The sequence below is a fragment of the Leifsonia sp. RCC_180 genome, from assembly GCF_058138205.1.
Window position 1 is genome coordinate 2,089,061 of the sequence record NZ_CP200340.1, and the last position, 21,090, is coordinate 2,110,150.

Annotated in this window: 22 protein-coding genes; 16 read left to right on the forward strand and 6 right to left on the reverse strand. The window is 71.5% G+C overall.

Annotated features, from left to right (window positions below; translation table 11 throughout):
- Positions 1–31 precede the first annotated feature (31 nt).
- On the forward strand, positions 32–730 hold the full coding sequence (locus AB7E03_RS10305) for a DedA family protein (protein ID WP_489941323.1): 699 nt from the start codon (positions 32–34) through the stop codon (positions 728–730).
- A 131-nt stretch (positions 731–861) separates the two neighbouring features.
- Here the strand turns inward: AB7E03_RS10305 and AB7E03_RS10310 are convergent, their stop codons facing one another.
- Positions 862–1,443 carry a TetR family transcriptional regulator gene (locus AB7E03_RS10310; RefSeq protein ID WP_489941324.1) on the reverse strand — a complete coding sequence of 194 codons (582 nt, stop codon included), beginning with the start codon at positions 1,441–1,443 and terminating at the stop codon, positions 862–864.
- 182 nt (positions 1,444–1,625) lie between these two features.
- On the opposite strand from AB7E03_RS10310, the gene AB7E03_RS10315 reads away from it, so the two are divergent.
- On the forward strand, positions 1,626–2,954 hold the full coding sequence (locus tag AB7E03_RS10315; RefSeq protein ID WP_489941325.1) for an MFS transporter: 1,329 nt from the start codon (positions 1,626–1,628) through the stop codon (positions 2,952–2,954).
- Positions 2,955–2,958: 4 nt separating this feature from the next.
- Here AB7E03_RS10315 and AB7E03_RS10320 read toward each other — a convergent pair whose 3' ends face one another.
- A complete protein-coding gene (locus AB7E03_RS10320; protein WP_489941326.1) occupies positions 2,959–3,327 on the reverse strand; it encodes a cupin domain-containing protein in 369 nt (122 codons plus the stop codon).
- A gap of 58 nt (positions 3,328–3,385) precedes the next feature.
- Between AB7E03_RS10320 and AB7E03_RS10325 the strand changes: the two genes are divergently transcribed.
- The 6 genes from AB7E03_RS10325 (at position 3,386) to AB7E03_RS10350 (ending at position 9,317) form a co-directional block, all read left to right on the forward strand.
- Positions 3,386–4,909, forward strand: a complete 1,524-nt coding sequence (locus tag AB7E03_RS10325; protein ID WP_489941327.1) for an ATP-dependent DNA ligase — start codon at positions 3,386–3,388, stop codon at positions 4,907–4,909.
- Positions 4,910–5,014: 105 nt separating this feature from the next.
- Complete coding sequence (locus AB7E03_RS10330; protein ID WP_489941328.1) at positions 5,015–5,500, forward strand: hypothetical protein; 486 nt, start codon at positions 5,015–5,017, stop codon at positions 5,498–5,500.
- Between the two features lie 63 nt (positions 5,501–5,563).
- Complete coding sequence (locus tag AB7E03_RS10335; protein WP_489941329.1) at positions 5,564–6,544, forward strand: Gfo/Idh/MocA family protein; 981 nt, start codon at positions 5,564–5,566, stop codon at positions 6,542–6,544.
- An 84-nt stretch (positions 6,545–6,628) separates the two neighbouring features.
- Positions 6,629–7,375, forward strand: coding sequence for a 3-hydroxybutyrate dehydrogenase (locus AB7E03_RS10340; protein WP_489941330.1), 747 nt, complete (start codon positions 6,629–6,631; stop codon positions 7,373–7,375).
- Positions 7,372–8,268, forward strand: a complete 897-nt coding sequence (locus AB7E03_RS10345) for an alpha/beta fold hydrolase (protein WP_489941331.1) — start codon at positions 7,372–7,374, stop codon at positions 8,266–8,268. Before AB7E03_RS10340 ends, AB7E03_RS10345 begins: the two co-directional genes overlap by 4 nt.
- The gene (locus tag AB7E03_RS10350; protein WP_489941332.1) at positions 8,265–9,317 is read left to right on the forward strand and encodes an alpha/beta fold hydrolase; all 1,053 of its coding nucleotides are present in this window, start codon (positions 8,265–8,267) and stop codon (positions 9,315–9,317) included. The genes AB7E03_RS10345 and AB7E03_RS10350 overlap by 4 nt, the downstream gene beginning before the upstream one ends.
- Before the next feature lie 54 nt (positions 9,318–9,371).
- Here AB7E03_RS10350 and AB7E03_RS10355 read toward each other — a convergent pair whose 3' ends face one another.
- Positions 9,372–9,995: a TetR/AcrR family transcriptional regulator gene (locus AB7E03_RS10355; RefSeq protein ID WP_489941333.1), complete on the reverse strand. Its 624-nt coding sequence runs from the start codon at positions 9,993–9,995 to the stop codon at positions 9,372–9,374.
- A 77-nt stretch (positions 9,996–10,072) separates the two neighbouring features.
- On the opposite strand from AB7E03_RS10355, the gene AB7E03_RS10360 reads away from it, so the two are divergent.
- Together AB7E03_RS10360 and AB7E03_RS10365 are read left to right on the forward strand one after the other, a co-directional pair.
- Positions 10,073–11,113, forward strand: coding sequence for an agmatine deiminase family protein (locus AB7E03_RS10360; RefSeq protein ID WP_489941334.1), 1,041 nt, complete (start codon positions 10,073–10,075; stop codon positions 11,111–11,113).
- Positions 11,110–12,810 carry an amidase gene (locus AB7E03_RS10365; protein WP_489941335.1) on the forward strand — a complete coding sequence of 567 codons (1,701 nt, stop codon included), beginning with the start codon at positions 11,110–11,112 and terminating at the stop codon, positions 12,808–12,810. Before AB7E03_RS10360 ends, AB7E03_RS10365 begins: the two co-directional genes overlap by 4 nt.
- 7 nt (positions 12,811–12,817) lie before the next feature.
- Here AB7E03_RS10365 and AB7E03_RS10370 read toward each other — a convergent pair whose 3' ends face one another.
- Positions 12,818–13,441 (reverse strand): NAD(P)-dependent oxidoreductase, encoded by a 624-nt coding sequence (locus tag AB7E03_RS10370; protein WP_489941336.1) that lies wholly within the window; start codon positions 13,439–13,441, stop codon positions 12,818–12,820.
- Between the two features lie 59 nt (positions 13,442–13,500).
- Between AB7E03_RS10370 and AB7E03_RS10375 the strand changes: the two genes are divergently transcribed.
- The 6 genes from AB7E03_RS10375 (at position 13,501) to gap (ending at position 18,697) form a co-directional block, all read left to right on the forward strand.
- On the forward strand, positions 13,501–13,977 hold the full coding sequence (locus AB7E03_RS10375; protein ID WP_489941337.1) for a MarR family winged helix-turn-helix transcriptional regulator: 477 nt from the start codon (positions 13,501–13,503) through the stop codon (positions 13,975–13,977).
- A 97-nt stretch (positions 13,978–14,074) separates the two neighbouring features.
- On the forward strand, positions 14,075–14,665 hold the full coding sequence (locus AB7E03_RS10380; protein ID WP_489941338.1) for a M15 family metallopeptidase: 591 nt from the start codon (positions 14,075–14,077) through the stop codon (positions 14,663–14,665).
- A 40-nt stretch (positions 14,666–14,705) separates the two neighbouring features.
- On the forward strand, positions 14,706–16,139 hold the full coding sequence (gene argG / locus AB7E03_RS10385; RefSeq protein WP_489941339.1) for an argininosuccinate synthase: 1,434 nt from the start codon (positions 14,706–14,708) through the stop codon (positions 16,137–16,139).
- A 45-nt stretch (positions 16,140–16,184) separates the two neighbouring features.
- Positions 16,185–16,616 carry a MarR family winged helix-turn-helix transcriptional regulator gene (locus AB7E03_RS10390; RefSeq protein WP_489941340.1) on the forward strand — a complete coding sequence of 144 codons (432 nt, stop codon included), beginning with the start codon at positions 16,185–16,187 and terminating at the stop codon, positions 16,614–16,616.
- The gene (locus AB7E03_RS10395; RefSeq protein WP_489941341.1) at positions 16,613–17,557 is read left to right on the forward strand and encodes a GlxA family transcriptional regulator; all 945 of its coding nucleotides are present in this window, start codon (positions 16,613–16,615) and stop codon (positions 17,555–17,557) included. The genes AB7E03_RS10390 and AB7E03_RS10395 overlap by 4 nt, the downstream gene beginning before the upstream one ends.
- A gap of 141 nt (positions 17,558–17,698) precedes the next feature.
- Positions 17,699–18,697, forward strand: coding sequence for a type I glyceraldehyde-3-phosphate dehydrogenase (gap, locus tag AB7E03_RS10400; RefSeq protein ID WP_489941342.1), 999 nt, complete (start codon positions 17,699–17,701; stop codon positions 18,695–18,697).
- A gap of 15 nt (positions 18,698–18,712) precedes the next feature.
- Here gap and AB7E03_RS10405 read toward each other — a convergent pair whose 3' ends face one another.
- Together AB7E03_RS10405 and AB7E03_RS10410 are read right to left on the reverse strand one after the other, a co-directional pair.
- Positions 18,713–19,651 (reverse strand): diacylglycerol/lipid kinase family protein, encoded by a 939-nt coding sequence (locus AB7E03_RS10405; RefSeq protein WP_489942899.1) that lies wholly within the window; start codon positions 19,649–19,651, stop codon positions 18,713–18,715.
- 74 nt (positions 19,652–19,725) lie between these two features.
- Positions 19,726–21,039 (reverse strand): serine/threonine-protein kinase, encoded by a 1,314-nt coding sequence (locus AB7E03_RS10410; protein ID WP_489941343.1) that lies wholly within the window; start codon positions 21,037–21,039, stop codon positions 19,726–19,728.
- Positions 21,040–21,090 lie beyond the last annotated feature (51 nt).

Below are 21,090 nucleotides of genomic sequence, written 5' to 3' on the forward strand. Positions count from 1 at the left end.
GCTCCCAAGCGCCGCGGGTAGCGTCGATCGCATGACCGGACAGACGCTCGCCCTGCCCGCTCTCGCCGCATCTTCCGGGGCGGCCGCACCGGAGGATCTCGGTGGCATCGCCGGATTCGCGGCCCGCATCATGGTCGCCCTGGGCGAGTTCGGGGTCGGGGTGTGCGCGCTGGCCGAGGTGGTCTTCCCGCCCATCCCGAGCGAGGTTATCCTGCCGTTCGCGGGATTCCTCGCGTTCCAGGGGTCGCTGAACGTGGTGCTCGTCGTGCTCGCGGCGACGCTCGGCAGCTTCGCCGGGGCGGCCATCCTGTACTGGCTCGGCCGCCGTCTCGGCGAGGAGCGCGCTGTGCGTCTACTCGCGCGGCTGCCGCTGGTGGACGCCGACGACTTCACGAAATCCGCCGACTGGCTGAAGCGCCATGGACGCGGCGCGGTGTTCTTCGGGAGGCTCGTTCCGCTGATGCGCAGCCTCATCTCGCTGCCCGCGGGGGCGACGCGGATGCCGTTCGGCCGGTTCGCGCTGTTCACCCTGGCCGGGACGCTGCTCTGGAACATGCTGCTCGTCGGCGCCGGATACGCGCTCGGCACGCAGTATCACGTGGTCGAGCGCTACACCGAGTACCTCGACATCGTCATCTACGTCGGGGTGGGGCTGGTGGTCGGCTGGCTGGTCGTCCGTCGCGTCCTGCGCCGACGGGCGTCCCGGAACCAGCCGGACGCGGAGTCGTGAATGAGAGGTGCGGGGGGAACGCCCCGACCCACAAGCGAGACGGGGCGCACTCCCCCCGGATCGCGACGCGGAGCGTCGCGGGTGTCCCCGCTTAAAACATACGGACTCGCCGGTTTCGTCGCAAGTCCGCGCTAGCGGCCGCCCACAGCGGCTCCGAGAACCGCCCAGAGTCGGGCGATGTCGGCGGGAAGCGCATCCAACCTCCCCAGCTCGTCGGCGATCAGATAGGCGCCGAAGAAGGTCTGCACCGCGACGACCGCCAGCCCCTGAGCATCCACGCCCTCGAGGTGTCTATCCTCCGCCTCCTGCGCCAGGAGCCCGGCGATCACAGCGGCCCAGCGGTCGTACGGGTTGTCCTCGGCCGTCGGCGGCAGCACCGTCTGCGTCAGCTTCATCGCTGCACGCACGCGGACATCGGCCGCGAACACCGCCCCGACCCGCACAGTGATCTCCTCTGCGGCGGCGAGCCCCCGGAGTCCCGACGCGATCACGTCGTCGATGATCACCGGCCAATTGCCGTACTTCTCGGCGACCAGCGCCCGCGCGATGTCCAGCTTCGACCGGAAATGGAAGTACACCGCACCCTTGGTCGCGCCGGTGCGCTCGACGATCCGCTCCAGCCGAGCGCCCTCGTAGCCATGCTCGTCGAACTCCGCCGCCGCAGCGTCGAGAATGGCGAACCGCGTGCGCTCGGCGCGTTCCTGTCTCGGCATCCGCGTCGCCCGTCTCCCGGAGTGGTGTGGTCGTCACGACGATATCGCGAGCGCCCCCACCGAGGGCGGAAAGCGGCCACCCGGGCGTCGGGAAACGAACAGGGAGACGACCATTCGTGCCGTCCCGGCAGCAAAAAGGCAACCCCTACCGTCCGGCCGGTTTCGCGTCAACCGTATGCGCGGTGAGCATCGAACAACGCCGCAGGTCCCTCGTCCGCCGCATCAACCTGAGCGCCGCCTGGGGCGAAGGCCTCGACGGGTTCGACCTCGGCATCCTGAGCGTCGTCCTTCCAGCCATCACGACGGCACTGCACCTCTCGCCGGTGGAGGCGGGACTGATCGGGGCGTCGTCGCTGATCGGCATCTTCATCGGCGCACCGCTCGCCGGCTACCTGACCGACCGCTTCGGCCGACAGCGGATGTTCACCATCGACATCGCCTGCTTCATCGTGCTCGGCGTGATCCAGGCTCTCGTCACCGAGCCGTGGCAGCTGTTCGTCGTCCGCGTTCTGCTGGGCGTCGCCATCGGCGCCGAGTACGCCATCGGCGCCGCGATGCTCGCCGAGTTCGCGCCCAACCGCAACCGCGGCCGGCGGCTCTCCGCGCTGCTGGTGTGCTGGTACGGCGGGTTCCTCGTCGCTGTGGTGGTCGCGTACATCCTGGTGGGCCTCGGACTCGACTGGCGGTGGGTGCTCGCCACGAGCGTGATCCCCGCTATCGGTGCGTGGGTGGTGCGGATGGGCATCCCCGAGTCCCCGCGCTGGCTGATCGGCCGCGGCCGGCAGGAGGAGGCCGACCGCATCGTCGAACGCGACCTCGGCACCGAGTACTTCACCGCGGAGGGGATGGACCTGGAGCAGGAGGCGACGGGCGGCTACCGCGCACTGTTCCGCGGCCAGAACCTGCGCCGCCTCCTGTTCATTTGCGTCTTCTGGGCCTGCAATGTCGCCCCCTACTTCGCCATCTTCACCTTCGCGCCGGTGGTGCTGACGTCGCTGGGCATCTCCAACGAGGCGGCGGGCACCATCGGCGTCAACGGGCTCGCCACGGTCGGCGCACTCGTCGGCGCGCTCACCATCGAGCACATCGGCCGGCGCAAGCAGCTCGTCCCGCCCTTCTGGATCATGGCCGCGGTCCTCGCGGTGGTCGGCCTCTGGTCGGGCGCGCCCGTCTGGGTCACCATCGCGTGCTTCGCCGTGTTCGCCTTCTTCAACGCGCTGCAGGGCAACCTGTCGGCCGTCTACCCCATCGAGATCATGCCGACAGAGGTGCGCAGCTCGGCGGTCGGCGTCGCGGCCGCCGCGAGCCGCGTGGGTGCGGCCGCGGGCACCTTCCTGCTGCCGGTGGGGATCTCGACGATTGGGACGGGCTGGTGCATGGTCATCGCTGCGGCGGTCTGCGTCATCGGCGCTGTGGTGTCGCAGGTGATGGCGCCGGAGACGACCGGCCAGACGCTCAGCGAGGCGAGCGGATCGGCGCCCGCCGTCCGTGCCGGGACGCCGGCGCGCTGACGCCTCAGTCCTGCGGCAGCTCCCGCACCTGCGTCGTCCGCTCCCCCGGGTTGTCGCCCGTGTTGACCGTGCCCTGCGGCTCGAACAGCACCGCGAGCACCTCCTCGTCCGCGCGCGGGCAGTGCTCGACGCCCCGCGGCACGACGAAGACGTCATGCGGGCCGAGTTCCACATCCCCGCCGCGCAGCTGGATGGTGAGCCGCCCCTCCAAGACCAAAAAGAGCTCGTCGGTGTCGGGGTGCGCGTGCCAGACGAACTCGCCGCGCAGCCGCGCCACCTTCACGTCGTAGTCGTTGACGCTGGTGAGCCGATGCGGCTGCCACGGCTCGGGGACGAGGGCGAAGGCGGCATCGAGGTTGTGGACGGTGTTCATCGCGCCAGCGTAACGTCAGCGTCGGTTCAACGTCGGAGGCCGGTGGTTGTATGGGGTGGTGCTCCTCGACGCGCTCGTGACCACGGCGGAGGCCGTGACGGCCACCCGATCCCGCTTGGCGAAGGTCGACGCGCTCGCCACGCTGCTCGGCGAGCTGGCGCCGGAGGAGATCGCCCCGGCCGTCGGGTTCCTCGTCGGGAAGGCCCGGCAGGGCCGTGTCGGCGTGGGCTGGCGCGGGCTGAGCGGCGCGATGGCCACCCCGGCGGCCGAGCCCTCGCTCACCGTGGACGATCTGGATGCGCTGCTAGACCGGATCGCCGCACTGTCGGGCTCCGGCTCCGCCGGCGAGCGCACCCGCGCCTTGCAGGAGTTCACCGCCCGGGCGACATCCCGCGAGCAGGACTTCGTGGCGCGCGTCCTGCTCGGCGAGATGCGCACCGGGGCCCTCGAGGGCGTACTGACGGATGCGATCGCCCGCGCATCCGACCGCACGGGCGAGGCGGTCCGCCGGGCGGCGATGCTGTCCGGCGACCTGGGCGAGACCGCACGGCTCGCGCTGACCGGATCCGCCGGGGAGCTCGATGCGGTGGGTCTTGTGGTGGGGCGCCCCGTGCTCCCGATGCTGGCCGCCTCCGCACCGACCGCGTCCGATGCGCTCGCGACGACCGGCACCGCCTCCGTCGAGTACAAGCTGGACGGCGCGCGCATCCAGGCGCACCGGCACGGCGACGAGGTGCGCGTCTTCACCCGCAACCTCGCCGACATCACCCACCGGGTGCCGGAGGTGGTCGAGGTGGTGCGGAGACTGCCCGTGCGCGATGTCATCCTCGACGGCGAGACGCTGTCGCTCGACGAGGACGGCGCGCCACGGCCATTCCAGGAGACGATGTCCCGTTTCGGCGCCGAGGCCGCGAGAGAAGCGGTTCTGCATCCCTGGTTCTTCGACGTTCTCCACGTGGATGGGCGCGACCTCCTCGACGAGCCGCTGTCGACGCGGCTGGCCGAACTGGAGCGCGTCGCCGGCGAACACCGCATCCCGGGCGAAGTGACCTCCGATCCCGAGGTCGCGGAGCGGGTGTCGCATGACGCCCTCGCGGCCGGGCAGGAGGGCGTGGTCGTCAAGGCGATCGACTCGCCGTATGCCGCGGGCCGTCGCGGTTCCAGCTGGATCAAGGTCAAGCCGGTGCACACGTACGACCTGGTCGTGCTCGCAGTCGAGTGGGGATCGGGGCGGCGCCAGGGACTGCTGTCGAACATCCACCTCGGTGCTCGCGACCCGGAGGGTGCGTACGGCGAGCCGGGCGGCTTCGTCATGGTCGGCAAGACCTTCAAGGGCCTCACCGACAAGCTGCTCGCCTGGCAGACCGAGCACTACCAGGAGATCGAGGTGCGGCGCACGGCCGGGACGGTGTGGGTCGCCCCGACCACCGTCGTCGAGATCGCGATCGACGGCGTACAGCGCTCCAGCCGCTACCCGGGAGGCATCGCCCTGCGCTTCGCCCGGGTGAAGCGCTACCGCGACGACAAGGATCCGGGCGAGGCCGACACCATCGAGACGCTGCGCGGGACGCTGCGGGAATAGCGCCTCAAGGCGGCGAGCGAGCCGGGCGGAGGGGTGTCGCGCGGCTCGATTCGGGGGGAGCATCGCAGCAACCGGCCGACGGACGCCGGCCGAAAGGGAGGCACCATGTCGCACCTGCGCATCGGACGGACGCTGTCCGCCGGCCTGGCCGCCGGCGCCGCGGCCACGACCGCACTGAACGCAGTCACCTACCTCGACATGCTGGTGCGGGGGCGACCGGTCAGCACCACACCCGAGCGATCGGTCGAGAAACTGGCGGACGACGCAGGCGTCGACATCCCCGGCGACGAGGAGACGCGCCCGAACCGCGTCTCCGGCCTCGGCGCGCTGCTCGGCATCCTCACGGGCGTGGGGGTCGGCGTGACCCTGGCGCTGGCACGCGGGGCGGGTTTGCGTGCCGGGCCGGTGCTGACCGGCGTGCTGACGGGAGCCGCGGCGATGGCCGCTTCGGACGTCCCACTTGCCCGAATGGGGACCAGCGACCCCCGCACCTGGAGCCGGGCGGACTGGCTGGCCGACATCCTCCCGCACCTGGCGTACGGCATGGTGGCGTCGCTGGTCGTGCGCCGGGTAGACCGCGACGGGGAGTGAGCCAAGCTGAGCGGAGAGTGAGCCGCAGCGGGCACGGAGGACGCCCGTCGGTACGATGACCGCATGACGACCTCCTCGCCCGTATGGGGCATCCTCGGAACGGGCGGGATCGCCGCCGCCATGACGCGCGACCTCCAGCTCGACGGTCACGCCGTCGCCGCCGTCGGCTCGCGCACCCCGGAGTCCGCGGCACGATTCGCGGCGGCGCACGGGCTGCCCCGGTCGCACGGCAGCTACGAGGAGCTCGTCGCCGACCCCGACATCGACCTGATCTACGTCGCGACGCCGCATCCCCAGCACGCGCCGAACGCGCTGCTCGCCCTCGCCGCAGGCAAGCACGTCCTCGTCGAGAAGCCGTTCACCATGAACGAGCGGGAGGCCCAGCAGATCGCCGACGCGGCCCAGGCCGGCGGTCTGGTCGCCCTCGAGGCGATGTGGACGCGCTGGCTGCCGCACATGGACCGCCTGCAGGAGATCATCAGCGACGGCACCCTGGGCGAGCTGCGCTCGATGGTCGCGCACCACGCACAGCTCACCAATCCCGACCCCGCCGGACGGATGCTCGACCCGACCCTCGGCGGCGGTGCGCTGCTCGACCTGGGCATCTACCCGGTGTCGTTCGCCTGGGATGTGCTGGGAGCGCCGAGCGAGGTGCTCGCCCTCTCGACGCCGACCGCGACCGGTGTCGACCGGCAGACCTCCATCCTGCTCGGCTATGACAGCGGCGCCCAGGCTGCCCTGACCACCGAACTGGATGCGGCCGGCGACAACAGCGCCACCATCGTCGGGACGGACGCACGGGTGGAGCTGGACGCGACCTTCTACGCGCCGACCTCGTTCCGCGTGGTCGACCCGAAGGGGCACGTGATCGAGACGTACGAGTCCCGCATCGACGGTCGCGGGATGCAGTACCAGGCGCGGGCGATCGAACGGCTCATCGCCGCGGGCGGCGGAGAGGATGTGCGCCTGCCGCTCTCGCAGTCGGTCGCGATCATGGGAACGCTGGACACCATCCGGGAGCGCATCGGCCTCGTCTACGAATGACCCCGCCGCCCTTCCCCGGGCGGCGCGCCCGGCGTTAGAGTGCGGCGAGGGCCGCCGCAGGCCCGGCGGGAAGGAGCGTCGACGATGACCGATCTGACCGGGAGGCGCGCGCTGGTCACCGGCGGCGCCAGCGGTATCGGGCTGGCCTGTGCGGAGGCATTCGCTGCAGCCGGCGCGCGGGTCACGATCGCCGACCGCGACGGTGACGGCGCCCGCGCGGTCGCTGCCAGGCTCGGCGGCGACGCGTGGGAGGTCGACCTGTCGAAGACGGATGAACTCGCTGAGGCGTCGGTCGAGACCGACATCCTGGTCAACAACGCGGGCATCCAGCACGTCCGGGCCATCCCCGAGTTCGAGCCGGAGACCTTCTCGCTGATGCTGCGGATCATGGTGGAGGCGCCGTTCCTCCTCATCCGCGCCGCGCTGCCCGGGATGTACGACCGCGGTTTCGGCCGGATCGTCAACATCTCCAGCGTCCACGGATTGCGTGCCTCCGAGTTCAAGTCGGCCTACGTCACCGCCAAGCACGCCCTCGAGGGGCTCTCGAAGACGACGGCGCTGGAGGGCGGACCGCACGGCGTGACCTCGAACTGCATCAACCCGGGCTACGTCCGCACACCCTTGGTGGAGAAGCAGATCGCCGACCAGGCGCGGCTGCACGGCATCCCGGAGGACGAGGTGGTCGAGAAGGTGATGCTGACCGAGGCGTCGATCAAGCGGCTGGTCGAACCGGGCGAGGTCGCCAGCCTGGCGCTCTGGCTCAGCGGCGACGACGCGGGCATGGTCACCGGCGCGAGCTACACGATGGACGGCGGGTGGAGCGCCCGGTGACGGCGTACGCGCGCGTCACGGCGCCGATCGACGGCGGCGAGCTGACTGTCGGCGTCTGGAGTCCAGACGCGGGCGGCACGCCCATCCTCGCCGCGCACGGCATCACCGCCAGCCATCGCGCGTGGCTCCTCGCGGCCGAAGCGCTGTACGGCACGCGGATCATCGCGCCGGACCTCCGAGGGCGCGGCCGCAGCTCAGGACTCCCGGGGCCGTTCGGACTCGAACAGCACGCCGACGACCTTGCCCGGGTCCTGGATGCGCTGGGCGTTGGGCGCGCGGTCGTCGCCGGGCACTCGATGGGCGCGTTCGTCGCCGTCCGGTTCGCCGAGCGGCATCCCGAGCGTGTCGAGCGCTTGGTGCTCGTCGACGGCGGCCTGCCGATCGCGCCGCCCGAGGGCGTGGCGCCCGAGGACGTACCGGCGGTCGTGCTCGGACCCGCGCTCGAACGGCTCGGGATGCGGTTCTCCTCCCCCGAGGAGTACGAGGCGTTCTGGCGGCGGCATCCCGCGATCGGCCCATGGTGGAACCCGGCGATCGCCGAATACGTGGCCTACGATCTCACGGGCGAGCCGTCGGCGCTCCGGTCGAGCGCCGATCCGGAGGCCGTCTCAGTGAACGCCCTGGAGCTGGACGGATCGGCCGGGTACGCGGACGCGCTCCCCAGGCTGGACGTGCCGATCGACTTCATCCGCGCCCCGCGCGGCCTTCTCGACGGAGCCCCGCTCTACGAGCCCGCCGTCGTCGCCGAGTGGCGCGAACGGCTGCCCGGGATCCGCACGCACGAAGCGCGCGACGTCAACCACTACACGATCGTCATGACCGACGCAGGAGTGCGTCAGGTCGTGCCGTTGCTGAAGCCGCCCGTCACCGACCCGAAGGAGACACCCGCATGATTGGAACGCTGCTGCCCGGCATCGAGGCCCGCGCCGTCCGCACCTCCCGCTACACCGCCAACGTGCTCGAACGCCCGGCCGAGGGTGAACCGACCCGGACCGTGCTGTTCGTGCACGGCAACGTGTCGTCGTCCCTGTTCTGGCAGCCGCTCATGCTCTCGCTGCCGGCCGGAGTGCGCGCGCTCGCCGTCGACCTCCGCGGGTTCGGCGACAGCGAGACGCTGCCCGTCGACGGCTCACGCGGGGTCCGCGACTTCTCCGACGACGTGGCCGCCGTCGTGGACGAACTGGGCCTCGGCACATCCCACATCGTCGGCTGGAGTCTCGGCGGAGGCGTCGTGATGCAGCTGCTGCTCGACCGTCCGGACCTGGTGGCGAGCCTGACCCTGGTGTCCACGGTCTCGCCGTACGGCTTCGGCGGCACGGCGGCCGACGGGAGCCTCCTGAACGTGGACGCCTCCGGCACCGGCGGCGGAGGCGCGAACCCGGACTTCGTGGCGCGGCTCGCTGCCGGCGACACCAGCGAAGAGTCGCCGACCTCGCCGCGAGCGGTCTACCGCTCCTCCTACGTCGCCCCCGGTTTCGTCTCGGAGTACGAGGACCTCTGGGTGGAGTCGATGCTCTCCACCGCGACCGGACCGGACAACTACCCCGGAGACGCAGGGCCGTCCGAGCACTGGCCCGGGTTCGGCCCGGGAACGCGCGGCGTCCTGAACACGCTGGCGCCCACGTTCTTCAACACGGCCGGGATCGTGGATGCGCTCGCCAAGCCGCCCATCCTCTGGATCCACGGGGCCGTCGACGCGATCGTCGGCGACGCCTCCTTCTTCGACCTCAATCAGCTCGGCGCCGCGGGCGTCATCCCGGGCTGGCCGGGTGAGGAGGTGGCACCGCCGCAGCCGATGCTCGCCCAGACGCGGGAGGTCCTCGCCCGCTACGCCGAGGCGGGCGGAGCGACGCGCGAGGTCGTCTTCGAGGACTGCGGCCACTCCCCGCACATCGAGAAGCCGGACGAGTTCCGCGCCGAGCTGCTCGCCTGGATCAGCTGAGGGCCGCCGAGTTGCGACATCTCGTCGCGACTCGGCGCGAATTCTCGCGACTACTCACGTCTCGGCGGCCGCCGTGGCGAGCGAGCCGCGTGGGAGGCCCAAGACGCCCTCGACGGCACGCGCGAGGACCGGGCCGCGGTCGCCGCCGGCACCCCAGCGGACGAGGGCCTGCGCGTTGAGGCCGTCGATCATTCCGAGCAGTTGCCAGGCCGCCTGCGCCGGGTCCTCAGCGTGGAAGGTGCCGCTGGCCACACCTTCGTCGACCACCGAGAGGATGAGCGCCTGCCACGCATCCATCTGGTCGCGGACCGCCGCGGCGAGCGCCTCGTTTCGGCGGCCGAGCGCCCACGCCTCCACCCAGACCAGCGTGACGTCGTCCCGCGTGCCGTCGAGCAGCGTGCGCAGCAGGGCCGCGAGGCGCTCAAGCGGGCCGTCCGCCGCGGCGAGGAGGGTGCGCACCTCCTCCAACTCGGCCGCGACGACCGAAGTGAACGCCGAGGCGACCAGCTCGTCCATCGCCGGGTGGTAGTGGGCGACGAGGGCGGGGGCGACTCCGGCGCGGCCGGCGACGGCGCGCAGGGTGACCGCGGCGAGCCCGTCGGCGAGCGCCACGTCGCGCGCCGCGATCGCCAGTTCGGCGCGGCGTTCGGCGGGCGGGCGGCGGGCGGCTCTTGACATCGTCCGCCCAGTATAGGTACGTTCGGTCGCATATTGATCATTTGATCAACAAACGTCGCCGACCGCGGAGGACACCGATGACCTGGCGCATGCCTGCCGAGACCGCACCCCATGAGCGCACCTGGATGGCGTTCCCGCGAGAGGGGCTCACCCTCGGCGACGATGCAGCATCGGCCGAAGAGGCCTACGCCGCCTGGACGGCCGTCGCCCACGCCGTCGCCGACTACGAGCCGCTGACGATGGTCGTCGACCCGAGCGAGCGCGAGCGTGCGGCCCGCATGCTGGGCAGCCACATCGAGCAGGTGGAGGCCCCCCTCGACGAATTCTGGATGCGCGACTTCGGCCCGACTTTCGTGGTCGACGACGAGCGCCCCGGCGTCCTCGGCGCGGTCGACTGGACCTTCAACGGCTGGGGCGACCCCGAGTGGGCCGAATGGCAGAAGTCGGCCGAGATCGCCCGCTTCGTCGCCGAGCGCACCGGAGCGGAGCTCATCAGTTCCCTACTCGTGAACGAGGGCGGCGGCATCCACGTCGACGGTGAGGGGACGGTGCTCCTCACCGAGACCGTGCAACTCGACCCGCGCCGCAACCGCTACGCCGACAAGGCACGCGTGGAGGCAGAGCTCGCCCGCACGATCGGCGCCACCCACGCGATCTGGCTGCCCCGCGGCCTCACCCGCGACTACGACGACTTCGGCACGAACGGGCACGTCGACATCGTCGCGACCATCCCGTCCCCCGGCACGCTCCTCCTTCATACCCAGCGGAACCGGGAGCACCCCGACTTCGAGGTCTCGCGCGAACTGCACGCGCTGCTCTCGGGCACGACGGATGCGCGCGGCCGCTCGTGGGACATCGTCGAGCTCCCGGCGCCCGCGACGCTCCACGACGAGGAGGGCTTCGTCGACTGGAGCTACGTCAACCACCTGGTGGTCAACGACGGCATCGTGGCGTGCGGTTTCGGCGAGGAGCGAGCGGACGCCGCGGCGACCGAGATCCTGGAGGCCGTCTACCCGGGGCGGACGGTGACCATGGTGGATTCGCGGCCGATCTTCGCGCGCGGCGGCGGCATCCACTGCATCACCCAGCAGCAGCCGGCGGTGGGGGCGGGTCGATGACTGTGGATGTCGTCGAAGCATCCATCGGCGACCTCCGGCGAGCGCTGGAGTCCGGAGAGACAACGAGCGAAGAGCTCGTGAACGCGTATGTCGCCCGCATCGATGCCTTCGATGCGGCGGGTCCTCGGCTCAACGCGGTCGTCGTACGCAGCCCGCACGCGCTGTCGGAGGCCAGCGCCTCCGACGCCCGGCGCCGACACGGTGAGACCCTCGGACCGCTGGACGGCATCCCGTACACCGCCAAGGACAGTTACCTGGCCCGCGGGCTGACGGCGGCAGCCGGGTCCCCCGCGTTCGAGCACCTGGTCGCGCAGCGGGACGCCTTCACGATCGAGCGCCTGCGCTCGGGCGGGGCCATCCTGCTCGGCCTGACCAACATGCCGCCGATGGCGAACGGCGGCATGCAGCGTGGCGTCTACGGCCGCGCCGAGTCGCCGTACAACGGTGACTACCTGACGGCCGCGTTCGGGTCGGGGTCGTCCAACGGGTCCGGCACCGCGACCGCGGCGAGCTTCGCGGCGTTCGGCCTCGGCGAGGAGACGTGGTCATCGGGGCGAGCCCCCGCATCCAACAACGCCCTCTGCGCGTACACGCCATCCCGCGGCGTCATCTCGGTGCGCGGCAACTGGCCGCTGGTGCCGACGATGGATGTTGTGGTGCCGCACACGCGCACGATGGCCGACCTGCTCGAAGTGCTCGACGTCATCGTGGCGGACGACCCGGAGACGCGCGGCGACTTCTGGCGTGCGCAGCCGTGGATCCGGCTGCCGCGCGCGTCGGAGGTGCGGCCGGACTCGTACCCGGCACTTGCCGGCTCGGCGTCTCTGGAAGGCCGCCGGTTCGGCATCCCGCGCATGTACATCAATGCCGACCCGGAGGCCGGGACCGCGGAGCACCCGGGGATCGGCGGACCGACCGGCCGGCGCATCCAGACGCGCGCGTCCGTGATCGCCCTGTGGGAGGCGGCTCGCCGCGAGCTGGAGGCGGCCGGCGCCACGGTCGTCGAAGTCGACTTCCCTGCGGTGTCCAACTACGAGGGTGACCGGCCGGGCGCCCCGACCGTCGCGACGCGAGGGCTCGTCAGCCCCGGCTACCTGCGCCGCGAGATCGTCGACCTGTCCGCCTGGGCGTGGGACGACTTCCTCGCCGCCAACGGCGACCCCGGCCTCAGCACGCTTGCGGATGTGGACGGCGCTCGCATCTTCCCGCAGCCGGAGGGCGCGCTTCCGGACCGCTACGACGGCTTCGAGGACGACATCGCCGACTACCCCGCGTGGGTGCGCGCGCATCCCGGAACGACGCTCGCGAGCATCCCCGAACTGGAGGAGGGGCTGCGCGGACTGGAGGAGACACGGCGCGTCGACCTGGAGGAGTGGATGGACGGGCTCGGACTCGACGCCGTCGTCTTCCCGGCGGTCGCAGACGTCGGCCCGGCCGACATGGACGTGAACCCGGCCTCGGCGGACCTCGGCTGGCGGAACGGCGTGTGGGTCGCGAACGGCAATCTCGTGCCGCGGCACCTCGGCATCCCGACCGTCACGGTTCCGATGGGGACGATGCACGACATCGGGATGCCGGTCGGCCTCACGTTCGCCGGTCGCGCCTATGACGACACTGCCCTGCTGGCGCTGGCGGCCGCATTCGAGTCCACGGGTCGCCGCCGCACCGAGCCGCCGCGCACCCCGCGCCTCCCCTAGCCCCGCCTCAGCGGGGACCGGCGATGCCGACGGCGGCGCGGATCGTCTCGGGTCGCTGGAGAGCCTCGAGCATGGCGGCGGCGAGGTCGGCGCGAGACACGGTGAATCCGCGCGGCACGGCACCGCCGATCCGCGTGCGGTAGCGGCCGGTGGCGGGCCGATCGGTCAGCATCGGCGGGCGGAAGGCCGTCCAGGCGCTGGACGACGCGGCGAGCGCCTCCTCCATGTCGCGGAGGTCGTCGTAGACCGGGCGCAGCATCCGCCCGACGAGCGGCAATGCGATACGGCGGCTGATGAAGGAGTCGTCCACCGGGGGTGGATCGACCGGCGCCGCGCTGATGACGACCAGCCGGCCGGCTCCAGCGTCGAGGAGGTGCCGGGTGGCTGGCGCGGCGACGGGCGCATCCTTCCGGCTTCGCGGACCGATCGCCGAGAGCACCGCGTCTGCACCCGCGATCGCTGCGTGGACGGCTTCGGTGTCGGCCAGGTCGGGGACGACCCGCACGGCGACGCCCGGGGCCTGCTCTACGGGACGCCGGAGGACCGCGGTGACGTGATGGCCGTCGGCCAACGCCTTGTCGACGATGCGCCGGCCGGTGCGCCCGCTGGCGCCGAACACGATGAGTTCCATTCCCGCATAGTAAGTGATAATCACAGTCCTGTGCAATCACATTCAGGTACCATCGGGCCATGGATGCGTCACCGCCCCGCCCGCTGGAAAGCAGAGCCGCCTTCCTTCTCTCGCAATTGGGCCTCAGCAGCGCGCAGCGGTTCACGGCCGCCCTTGCGCCGCTGGGAATCACTCCCAACCGCTTCGGCGTGCTGGCCGAGCTGGCGCGCGAGGATGGCCGCACGCAGCAAGAGTTGGCAACAGCCCTGAACCTCCACCGGAACTCCATGGTCGCGATGATGGACGATCTCGAGGAGCGCGGTCTGGTGGAGCGGCACCGCCACCCGCGCGACCGTCGCGCGTACGCCATCCACCTCACCCCGTCGGCGCGGGAGCTCCTCGCGACCGGCGCCCGCATCGCCGACGAGCTCGAGGAGGCGATGCTCGCACCGCTCGACGCCGACGAGAGGGCGGCCCTGATCTCGAGCTTGGCCCGGCTGGTAGCCGCGTCGGGCGCCCGCCCCGGCGTGCATCCCGGCCTGGGCGACCGCCACTGACGGAGAGGCGGCAGGCGCCGCATGTCCGTCGCAGGGCGGATGCGATTGCACCTCCCGGGCGACGAAGCCGACGGCAGCCCCCTGCGAGCGTGGAAGCATGCACGCACACCGCTCGCGCCTCGTCGGCGTCGCCCTCTCCGTCCTGCTCGCGGCCTCGCTCGCGGGGTGCTCCTCCGCCGGCGCTCTAGCGCACCCCGTCGGAGCGCCCGGTCACGGACCGGGCACCACCCGCAGCAGCACCTCACTGACCGACGACGATGGGTACATCCCGGACGGCACCTCGCTTGCCCTCGACTCCGGCCTCCCGGCCGTCACCCGGCTGAATCCCGGCCTCCTCTCGGCACTACGCGACGCCCAGGACGCGATGAAGGCCGAAGGCGCCGGCTCCGCACTCACGATCGCTGACGGCTGGCGTTCGGAGCGCTACCAGGAGTACCTCTTCGCCCAAGCGGTCGCCGAATACGGCAGCGAGGAGGAAGCGGAGAAGTGGGTGAAGCGCGGCAGCGACTCCGAGCACGTGCGCGGCGACGCCGTCGACATCGCCGACGCCGGCGCGATGGACTACCTCAACCGGTTCGGCAACGAGTGGGGACTCTGCCAGGTGTACGCGAACGAGGCGTGGCACTTCGAGCTGCGCACGGACCCCGGCGGAACGTGCCCGCCGCAGTCCGCCGACGGCCGCGGCTGACCCGAATGTCGCAGCCGGCCGGCCCCAGTAAGCTGGGGGCGTGTCCAAGGTTCTGAGCAGTCTGCCCGTCGGTGAACGAGTCGGCATCGCGTTCTCGGGAGGTCTCGACACCTCCTGCGCGGTCGCCTGGATGCGCGAGAAGGGCGCGATCCCCTGCACGTACACCGCCGACATCGGCCAGTACGACGAGCCCGACATCGACGCCGTTCCCGGCCGCGCGCAGGAGTACGGCGCCGAGATCGCCCGCCTGGTGGATGCCAAGCGCGCCCTGGTCGAGGAGGGCCTGATCGCGCTGCAGTGCGGCGCGTTCCACATCCGCTCGGCCGGCAAGACCTACTTCAACACGACCCCCCTCGGCCGTGCAGTCACCGGCGTCATGCTGGTGCGTGCGATGATGGACGACGGCGTCGAGATCTGGGGCGACGGGTCTACCTACAAGGGCAACGACATCGAGCGGTTCTACCGCTACGGCCTGATCGCCAACCCACGGCTCCGCATCTACAAGCCGTGGCTCGACTCCGCATTCGTGGAGGAGCTCGGCGGCCGCACCGAGATGAGCGAGTGGCTCGTCGAACGCGGCTTCCCGTACCGCGACCCGAGCGAGAAGGCCTACTCGACCGACGCCAACATCTGGGGCGCGACCCACGAGGCGAAGCGGCTCGAAGAGCTGGATGCGGGCCTCGACATCGTCGACCCGATCATGGGCGTCGCCGCCTGGCGTGACGATGTCGCGGTGACCCCTGAGACGGTCTCCGTGCGCTTCGATTCGGGGCGTCCGGTCGCGATCAACGGCGTCGAGTTCGACGACCCGGTGGCGCTGGTGCTCGAGGCGAACGCGATCGGCGGCCGGCACGGCCTCGGCGCGTCCGACCAGATCGAGAACCGCATCATCGAGGCGAAGAGCCGCGGCATCTACGAGGCGCCGGGCATGGCCCTGCTGCACATCGCCTACGAGCGGCTGCTCAACGCCATCCACAATGAGGACACGGTCGCGAACTACCATAACGAGGGTCGCCGCCTCGGCCGGCTCATGTACGAGGGCCGCTGGCTCGACCCGCAGTCGCTGATGCTGCGCGAGTCGCTGCAGCGCTGGGTCGGCTCCGCGATCACGGGCTTGGTCACCGTCCGCCTCCGCCGCGGCGACGACTACACGATCCTCGACACGACCGGCCCCGCCCTCAGCTACCACCCCGAGAAGCTGTCGATGGAGCGCGTCGGCAACTCGGCGTTCGGTCCGGGCGACCGCATCGGCCAGCTGACCATGCGCAACCTCGACATCGCGGACTCCCGCTCACGGCTCGAGCAGTACGCCGCGTCCGGCCTCATCGGCGGGCCGACGGGAGCCCTCGTCGGCGAGCTGGAGCCGGGCCACGCCCGGGCGATCCTCGAGGGCGTCGAGCCGGTGGATGCGGAACTCTCCCGCGACATCGACCTCAGCTCCGAGGGAGCCGCGTTCGACTCCGGCACCGACTGACGCCACGGCTCGGCGCGCGGGTCAGGCCGCACGTACGATGAGCTTATGGACAGGCATGCGGCGGAGGCGGACGAGCACCGCCCCGAGAACTGGCCGCTCGGCCGCCTGCTCGGGGCCGCATCCCGTGCCGTCGAGCGCGCCTGGGCGGATGCGCTGGAGCAGCGCGGACTGACGCACGCCGGCCTGATCGTGCTGCACCTCGTGGAGCTGGGCTTCACGTCGCAGTCGGACCTGGCGCGGATGGCGCAGGTCGAACCGCAGACCATGTCGCGCACCGTCGACCGGCTGGAACGGGAAGGGCTCGTCACTCGCGCCCCGGATCCCGCCGACCGCAGACGCCACGTCCTCGCGATCACGGACGCCGGGCGTTCCGCGTTCGCCGGTGTGCGGGGGCTCGAGGACGAGGTGTTTCCCGACGTGGAGGATCCGGCCGCGTTGCGGACGGCGCTTCTGCAGATCGTCTCCTCCCGGTCGTGACCGGCAACCACGTCGTCGCGGTGCTCGTACTGGAGGGCGCGAAGCCCCTCGACGTCGGCATCCCGGCTCAGGTCTTCTCGAACCGGCCGAGCATGCCCTACGAGGTGCGTGTGTGCGGCGCGGCTCCCGGGCTGGTCACCGGCGGAGATGGCCTGTCGTATCACGTCGCCGAGGGGCTGGAGGCGCTGGCCGAGGCCGACACCGTCTTCGTCCCGGGCTACCGCACGCCGGCCACGACCGACCCGCCCCCGGCCGTCGTGGATGCCCTCCTCGCCGCCCACGACCGCGGCGCGCGCCTCGCGGCGATCTCGACCGGCGCGTTCGCCCTCGCCGCGACCGGTCTGCTCGACGGCAGACGCGCGACGACCCATTGGCACTACACGCGGGCTCTGGCGAAGCGGTACCCGCTGATCCGGGTGGATGAGAACGTGCTCTTCGTGGACGAGGGCGACATCCTCACCTCGGCGGGCGCCGCCTCCGGCATCGACCTGTGCCTGCACCTGGTGCGGCGCGACCACGGCGTTGGGCTGTCGAACCACGTGGCGCGCCGCCTGGTGGCGGCGCCGTACCGGAGCGGCGGGCAGGCGCAGTTCGTTCCGCGGAGCGTACCCGAGCCGCTGGGCGACCTCTTCGCGGACACCCGGGAGTGGGCGCTCGCGCATCTCGCCGAGCCGCTGACGCTCGACACCCTGGCCCGCAATGCGAAGGTCTCCGCCCGGACCTTCTCGCGGCGGTTCGTGGAGGACACCGGCTACACACCGATGCAGTGGGTGCTGCGGGCGCGCGTCGACCTCGCGCGTGAACTGCTGGAGCGCTCCGACCTCGGCGTCGAGCAGATCGCGGCCCGGGTCGGGCTCGGGACGGCGGCCAACCTCCGGCTGCACTTCCAGCGCATCCTGGGCACCTCTCCGACCGAGTACCGGCACACGTTCTCGGCATAACGGCGGTCGCCAGCGCCATGGCGTGATCCTTGCGCTCGGTGTCCCAGCGTCTGGCGCGATCCTTGCCCGCCCTGTCGTCCACGCCACTGTCGAGCGACGACGCGACCGCGGAACATAGATGCGGCACACGAAAGGAATCCCATGACCCGCATCGCCATCAACGGCTTCGGCCGGATCGGTCGCAACACCCTCCGCGCCCTCCTCGAGCGCGGCTCCGACCTCGAGGTCGTCGCGATCAACGACCTCACCGCCCCGGCCACCCTCGCACACCTCCTGAAGTACGACAGCTCGCTCGGCCGGCTCGGCCGCAGCGTCGAGGTGGACAGCGACGCGCTCGTGGTCGACGGTCACCGCATCCGCGTGCTCGCCGAACGCGAGCCCGCCGACCTGCCCTGGGCCGAGCTCGGTGTGGATGTCGTGCTCGAGTCCACCGGACGCTTCACCTCGGCAGACGCAGCCCGCGCCCACGTGACCGCCGGCGCGAAGCGCGTCCTGGTCAGCGCCCCGGCCGACGGCGCGGATGTCACGCTCGCCTACGGCGTCAACACCGACGCCTTCGACCCCGAGAACCACGTCATCGTCTCCAACGCGTCGTGCACGACGAACGCCCTCGCGCCGCTCGCCGCCGTGCTGGATGACCTGGCCGGCATCGAGCACGGATTCATGACCACGGTCCACGCGTACACGCAGGAGCAGAACCTGCAGGACGGACCGCACCGCGACCTCCGCCGGGCCCGGGCCGCCGCCGTGAACATCGTCCCGACCACGACCGGCGCTGCCAAGGCGATCGGCCTGGTACTGCCCCAGCTCGACGGCAAGCTCTCCGGCGACTCCATCCGCGTTCCGGTCCCGGTCGGCTCCATCGTGGAGTTGAATACGACCGTCGAGCGCGAGGTGACCCGCGAGGAGGTGCTGGCCGCCTACCGCACGGCAGCCGACGGTGCGCTCCACGGCATCCTCGACTACGCCGACGAGCCGCTGGTATCCAGCGACATCACCGGCCAACCCGCCTCGTCGATCTTCGACGCCGCCCTGACCCGGGTGGACGGCCGGCACGTCAAGGTCGTCGCCTGGTACGACAACGAGTGGGGCTTCTCCAACCGCGTCGTCGACACGCTGGAGCTGCTCGCCCGCTCGTGAGACAACCAGCGTCCGTCACTCCCTGGGAACCCGCACTTTCAGGCTCGAGGGGTCGACCCACGTGCGGAGGGCGGACGCCCGGCCGAACAGGTCGCCGTCCAGGTCGACCTCCTGGGCGCGGCTCAGCCGCATGACGAACTCGCGGCCCTTCAGGTAGTTCATCGCCCGCACCTCCCGGTCGGCGCCCATCAGGCGCCGGCCGACGGTGGTGCGGCGGAGAACGCCGTTCTCCCAGAAGATCTTGACGGCGATCTGGATCCAGCCGATGAACCCCTCCGGGCGGAGGACCACGATGTCGAACTCCCCGTCGTCGACCGCCGCCTCCGGAAGGAGCAGGATGTTCGCCGGCAGCGAGCCGCAGTTTCCGATGAGGACGGTGTGAGCGCGCACCGACCGCACGCCCTTCTGATCGAGCTGGTAGCGGATGCGCAACTCGTTCTTGTCGCGCAGCACCGTTCCGATCGCCTTCACGTAGGCCAGCCATCCGTGGCGCGCCTTCAGGTCGTCGTCGGTGGCGGCGATCATCTGGGCGTCGATTCCGACGCCCGCCATCACCAGGTACGAGTGCTTGCGGGCCGGGCCTGTCCCCTCCCGGAGCTCCACCACGCCCACGTCGATGGGGCGATCCTCACCGTCGAACGCCGAGTCGAGAGCGTGGCCCACGTCGTCGAGGGTCAGGTTGAGGTTGCGTGCGAGCAGATTGCCGGTGCCGGACGGCAGCAGGGCCAGGGGAACCCCGGTGCCCTGCAGCTTCTCGGCGACCGTGCGGACCGTTCCGTCGCCTCCGGCGGCGATCACCACATCCACGCCCTGCGCCAGGGCCTGCTCGGTCTGCCCCGACCCGGGGTCGTCCTCCGTGGTCTCGATCCAGAGCGTCTCCGCCCAGCCGTGCCGCTCCTCCGCGGCTCGAAGCGCTTCGCGCAGTGCGGGCTCATCGACCTTCACCGGGTTCACGACGATCGCGGCGGTCCTCGTTTGCTCGGGCATCCCCCGACAGTACCGGCGGACCGGGGGCGGGGGAAGCGGGCTCAGGGCTTGCTTTTGTCCTTCCCGTTGCCCTTGTCCTTGCCCGACCCGGGGACGCCCTTGCCGGGCTTGTCGGCGGGCGGCCCGGGCTTCGTCTTCTCGCCGGGCCCGGTCTGCGTCGTCGGTGCCGGCTCGGGGACGGGCGTGTCGCTGGTCGTATCCGTCGACGTATCGGCCGGCGCGACGGTCGCCGGAGGGGCGACGACGCTGGGCGTCGGGCGGGGGGTGGTCGGGACCGTCCGCGGCGTCTCCGCGGGCGCCAGCAGGCTGCCGAGGGTGAGCGCAGAGACGACGGCGACGACCGCTCCCGCCACCACACCGGAGACCACGAGGCCCCGCCGGCGACTGCGGCCGCGACTACCGGTCGCGCTGCGGGCAGTCCCCGCCGCGGGCAGCAGCCGCGTCGGCGGCACGTCCTCCTGCGCAGCAGCGGGCACTTCGGCCGCTGCCAGTGGAACAGTCACGTCGTCCACCGCCGGGTCCGGCATCCAGCCCGCAAGCTGCGGCGCCAGCTCGCGCGCCATGATCGCCACCTCGAGCGCGGTCGGGCGCAGCTCGGGATCACGCGACGTCATAGCCCCGAGGAGGCCTCGCCAGTCCTCCGGGAGGGACAGCGGGATGCGAGGGTCCCGCGCGGCACGCGCCGCCACGGCCTCGACGGCCGTACCCGGGTACTCCCGGACACCGGTGAGCGCCTCCAGCACGACGAGCCCCAGGGAGTAGATGTCCGCGGCGGGCCCGGGCTCTCCGCCGAAGATCTGCTCCGGGCTGAGGTACCCCGCCGTCCCGATCACGGTGCCGATCGTGGTGATCCGCTCCGACCCGACCAGGTGCGCGATGCCGAAGTCGGCCAGCTTCACGACCGGGCGGCCGCCCGGGACGCTGGACTCGGACAGCAGGATGTTGCCCGGCTTCAGATCGCGGTGCACCATCCCGGCGTCATGCACGACCACGAGCGCCTCGGCGATGCCGATGGCCACCTGCAGCACGTCCTCGACCGGCAACGGGCCGTGCTCGAGGCGCGACCGGAGGTCCTCCCCCTCCACCAGCTCCATCACGAGGAAGCTCGGCGTGGTGTCGCCGTCTGCGGCAAGGTGGGCGTCGTGCAGCGCCACGAGGTTGGGATGGCTGAGGCGTCCCAGCATCGTGGCCTCGGTACGTCGCCGCGCGTCGTCGACGGCGGTGCCCGGTGCGAAGACCTTCACCGCGACCTCCCGGTCGAGCCGCCGGTCGAGGGCGCGGAACACCGTCGCCATGCCGCCGCGCCCCAGACGGTCCTGGAGCTCGTAGCGGTCGAGAAGCACTCGTTCGTCCACCGCGCGAGCATACGCGTCGATTCCGTGGCCGTGAATCCGCCGACAGTCGGG

Excerpts from the sequence above, each read along its gene's own strand:
- AB7E03_RS10305 (WP_489941323.1), top strand. The coding sequence starts at position 32 with ATGACCGGACAGACGCTCGCCCTGCCCGCTCTCGCCGCATCTTCCGGG.
- AB7E03_RS10310 (WP_489941324.1), bottom strand. The coding sequence starts at position 1,443 with ATGCCGAGACAGGAACGCGCCGAGCGCACGCGGTTCGCCATTCTCGAC.
- AB7E03_RS10320 (WP_489941326.1), bottom strand. The coding sequence starts at position 3,327 with ATGAACACCGTCCACAACCTCGATGCCGCCTTCGCCCTCGTCCCCGAG.
- AB7E03_RS10330 (WP_489941328.1), top strand. The coding sequence starts at position 5,015 with ATGTCGCACCTGCGCATCGGACGGACGCTGTCCGCCGGCCTGGCCGCC.
- AB7E03_RS10335 (WP_489941329.1), top strand. The coding sequence starts at position 5,564 with ATGACGACCTCCTCGCCCGTATGGGGCATCCTCGGAACGGGCGGGATC.
- AB7E03_RS10340 (WP_489941330.1), top strand. The coding sequence starts at position 6,629 with ATGACCGATCTGACCGGGAGGCGCGCGCTGGTCACCGGCGGCGCCAGC.
- AB7E03_RS10350 (WP_489941332.1), top strand. The coding sequence starts at position 8,265 with ATGATTGGAACGCTGCTGCCCGGCATCGAGGCCCGCGCCGTCCGCACC.
- AB7E03_RS10355 (WP_489941333.1), bottom strand. The coding sequence starts at position 9,995 with ATGTCAAGAGCCGCCCGCCGCCCGCCCGCCGAACGCCGCGCCGAACTG.
- AB7E03_RS10360 (WP_489941334.1), top strand. The coding sequence starts at position 10,073 with ATGACCTGGCGCATGCCTGCCGAGACCGCACCCCATGAGCGCACCTGG.
- AB7E03_RS10365 (WP_489941335.1), top strand. The coding sequence starts at position 11,110 with ATGACTGTGGATGTCGTCGAAGCATCCATCGGCGACCTCCGGCGAGCG.
- AB7E03_RS10370 (WP_489941336.1), bottom strand. The coding sequence starts at position 13,441 with ATGGAACTCATCGTGTTCGGCGCCAGCGGGCGCACCGGCCGGCGCATC.
- AB7E03_RS10375 (WP_489941337.1), top strand. The coding sequence starts at position 13,501 with ATGGATGCGTCACCGCCCCGCCCGCTGGAAAGCAGAGCCGCCTTCCTT.
- AB7E03_RS10380 (WP_489941338.1), top strand. The coding sequence starts at position 14,075 with ATGCACGCACACCGCTCGCGCCTCGTCGGCGTCGCCCTCTCCGTCCTG.
- AB7E03_RS10390 (WP_489941340.1), top strand. The coding sequence starts at position 16,185 with ATGGACAGGCATGCGGCGGAGGCGGACGAGCACCGCCCCGAGAACTGG.
- gap (WP_489941342.1), top strand. The coding sequence starts at position 17,699 with ATGACCCGCATCGCCATCAACGGCTTCGGCCGGATCGGTCGCAACACC.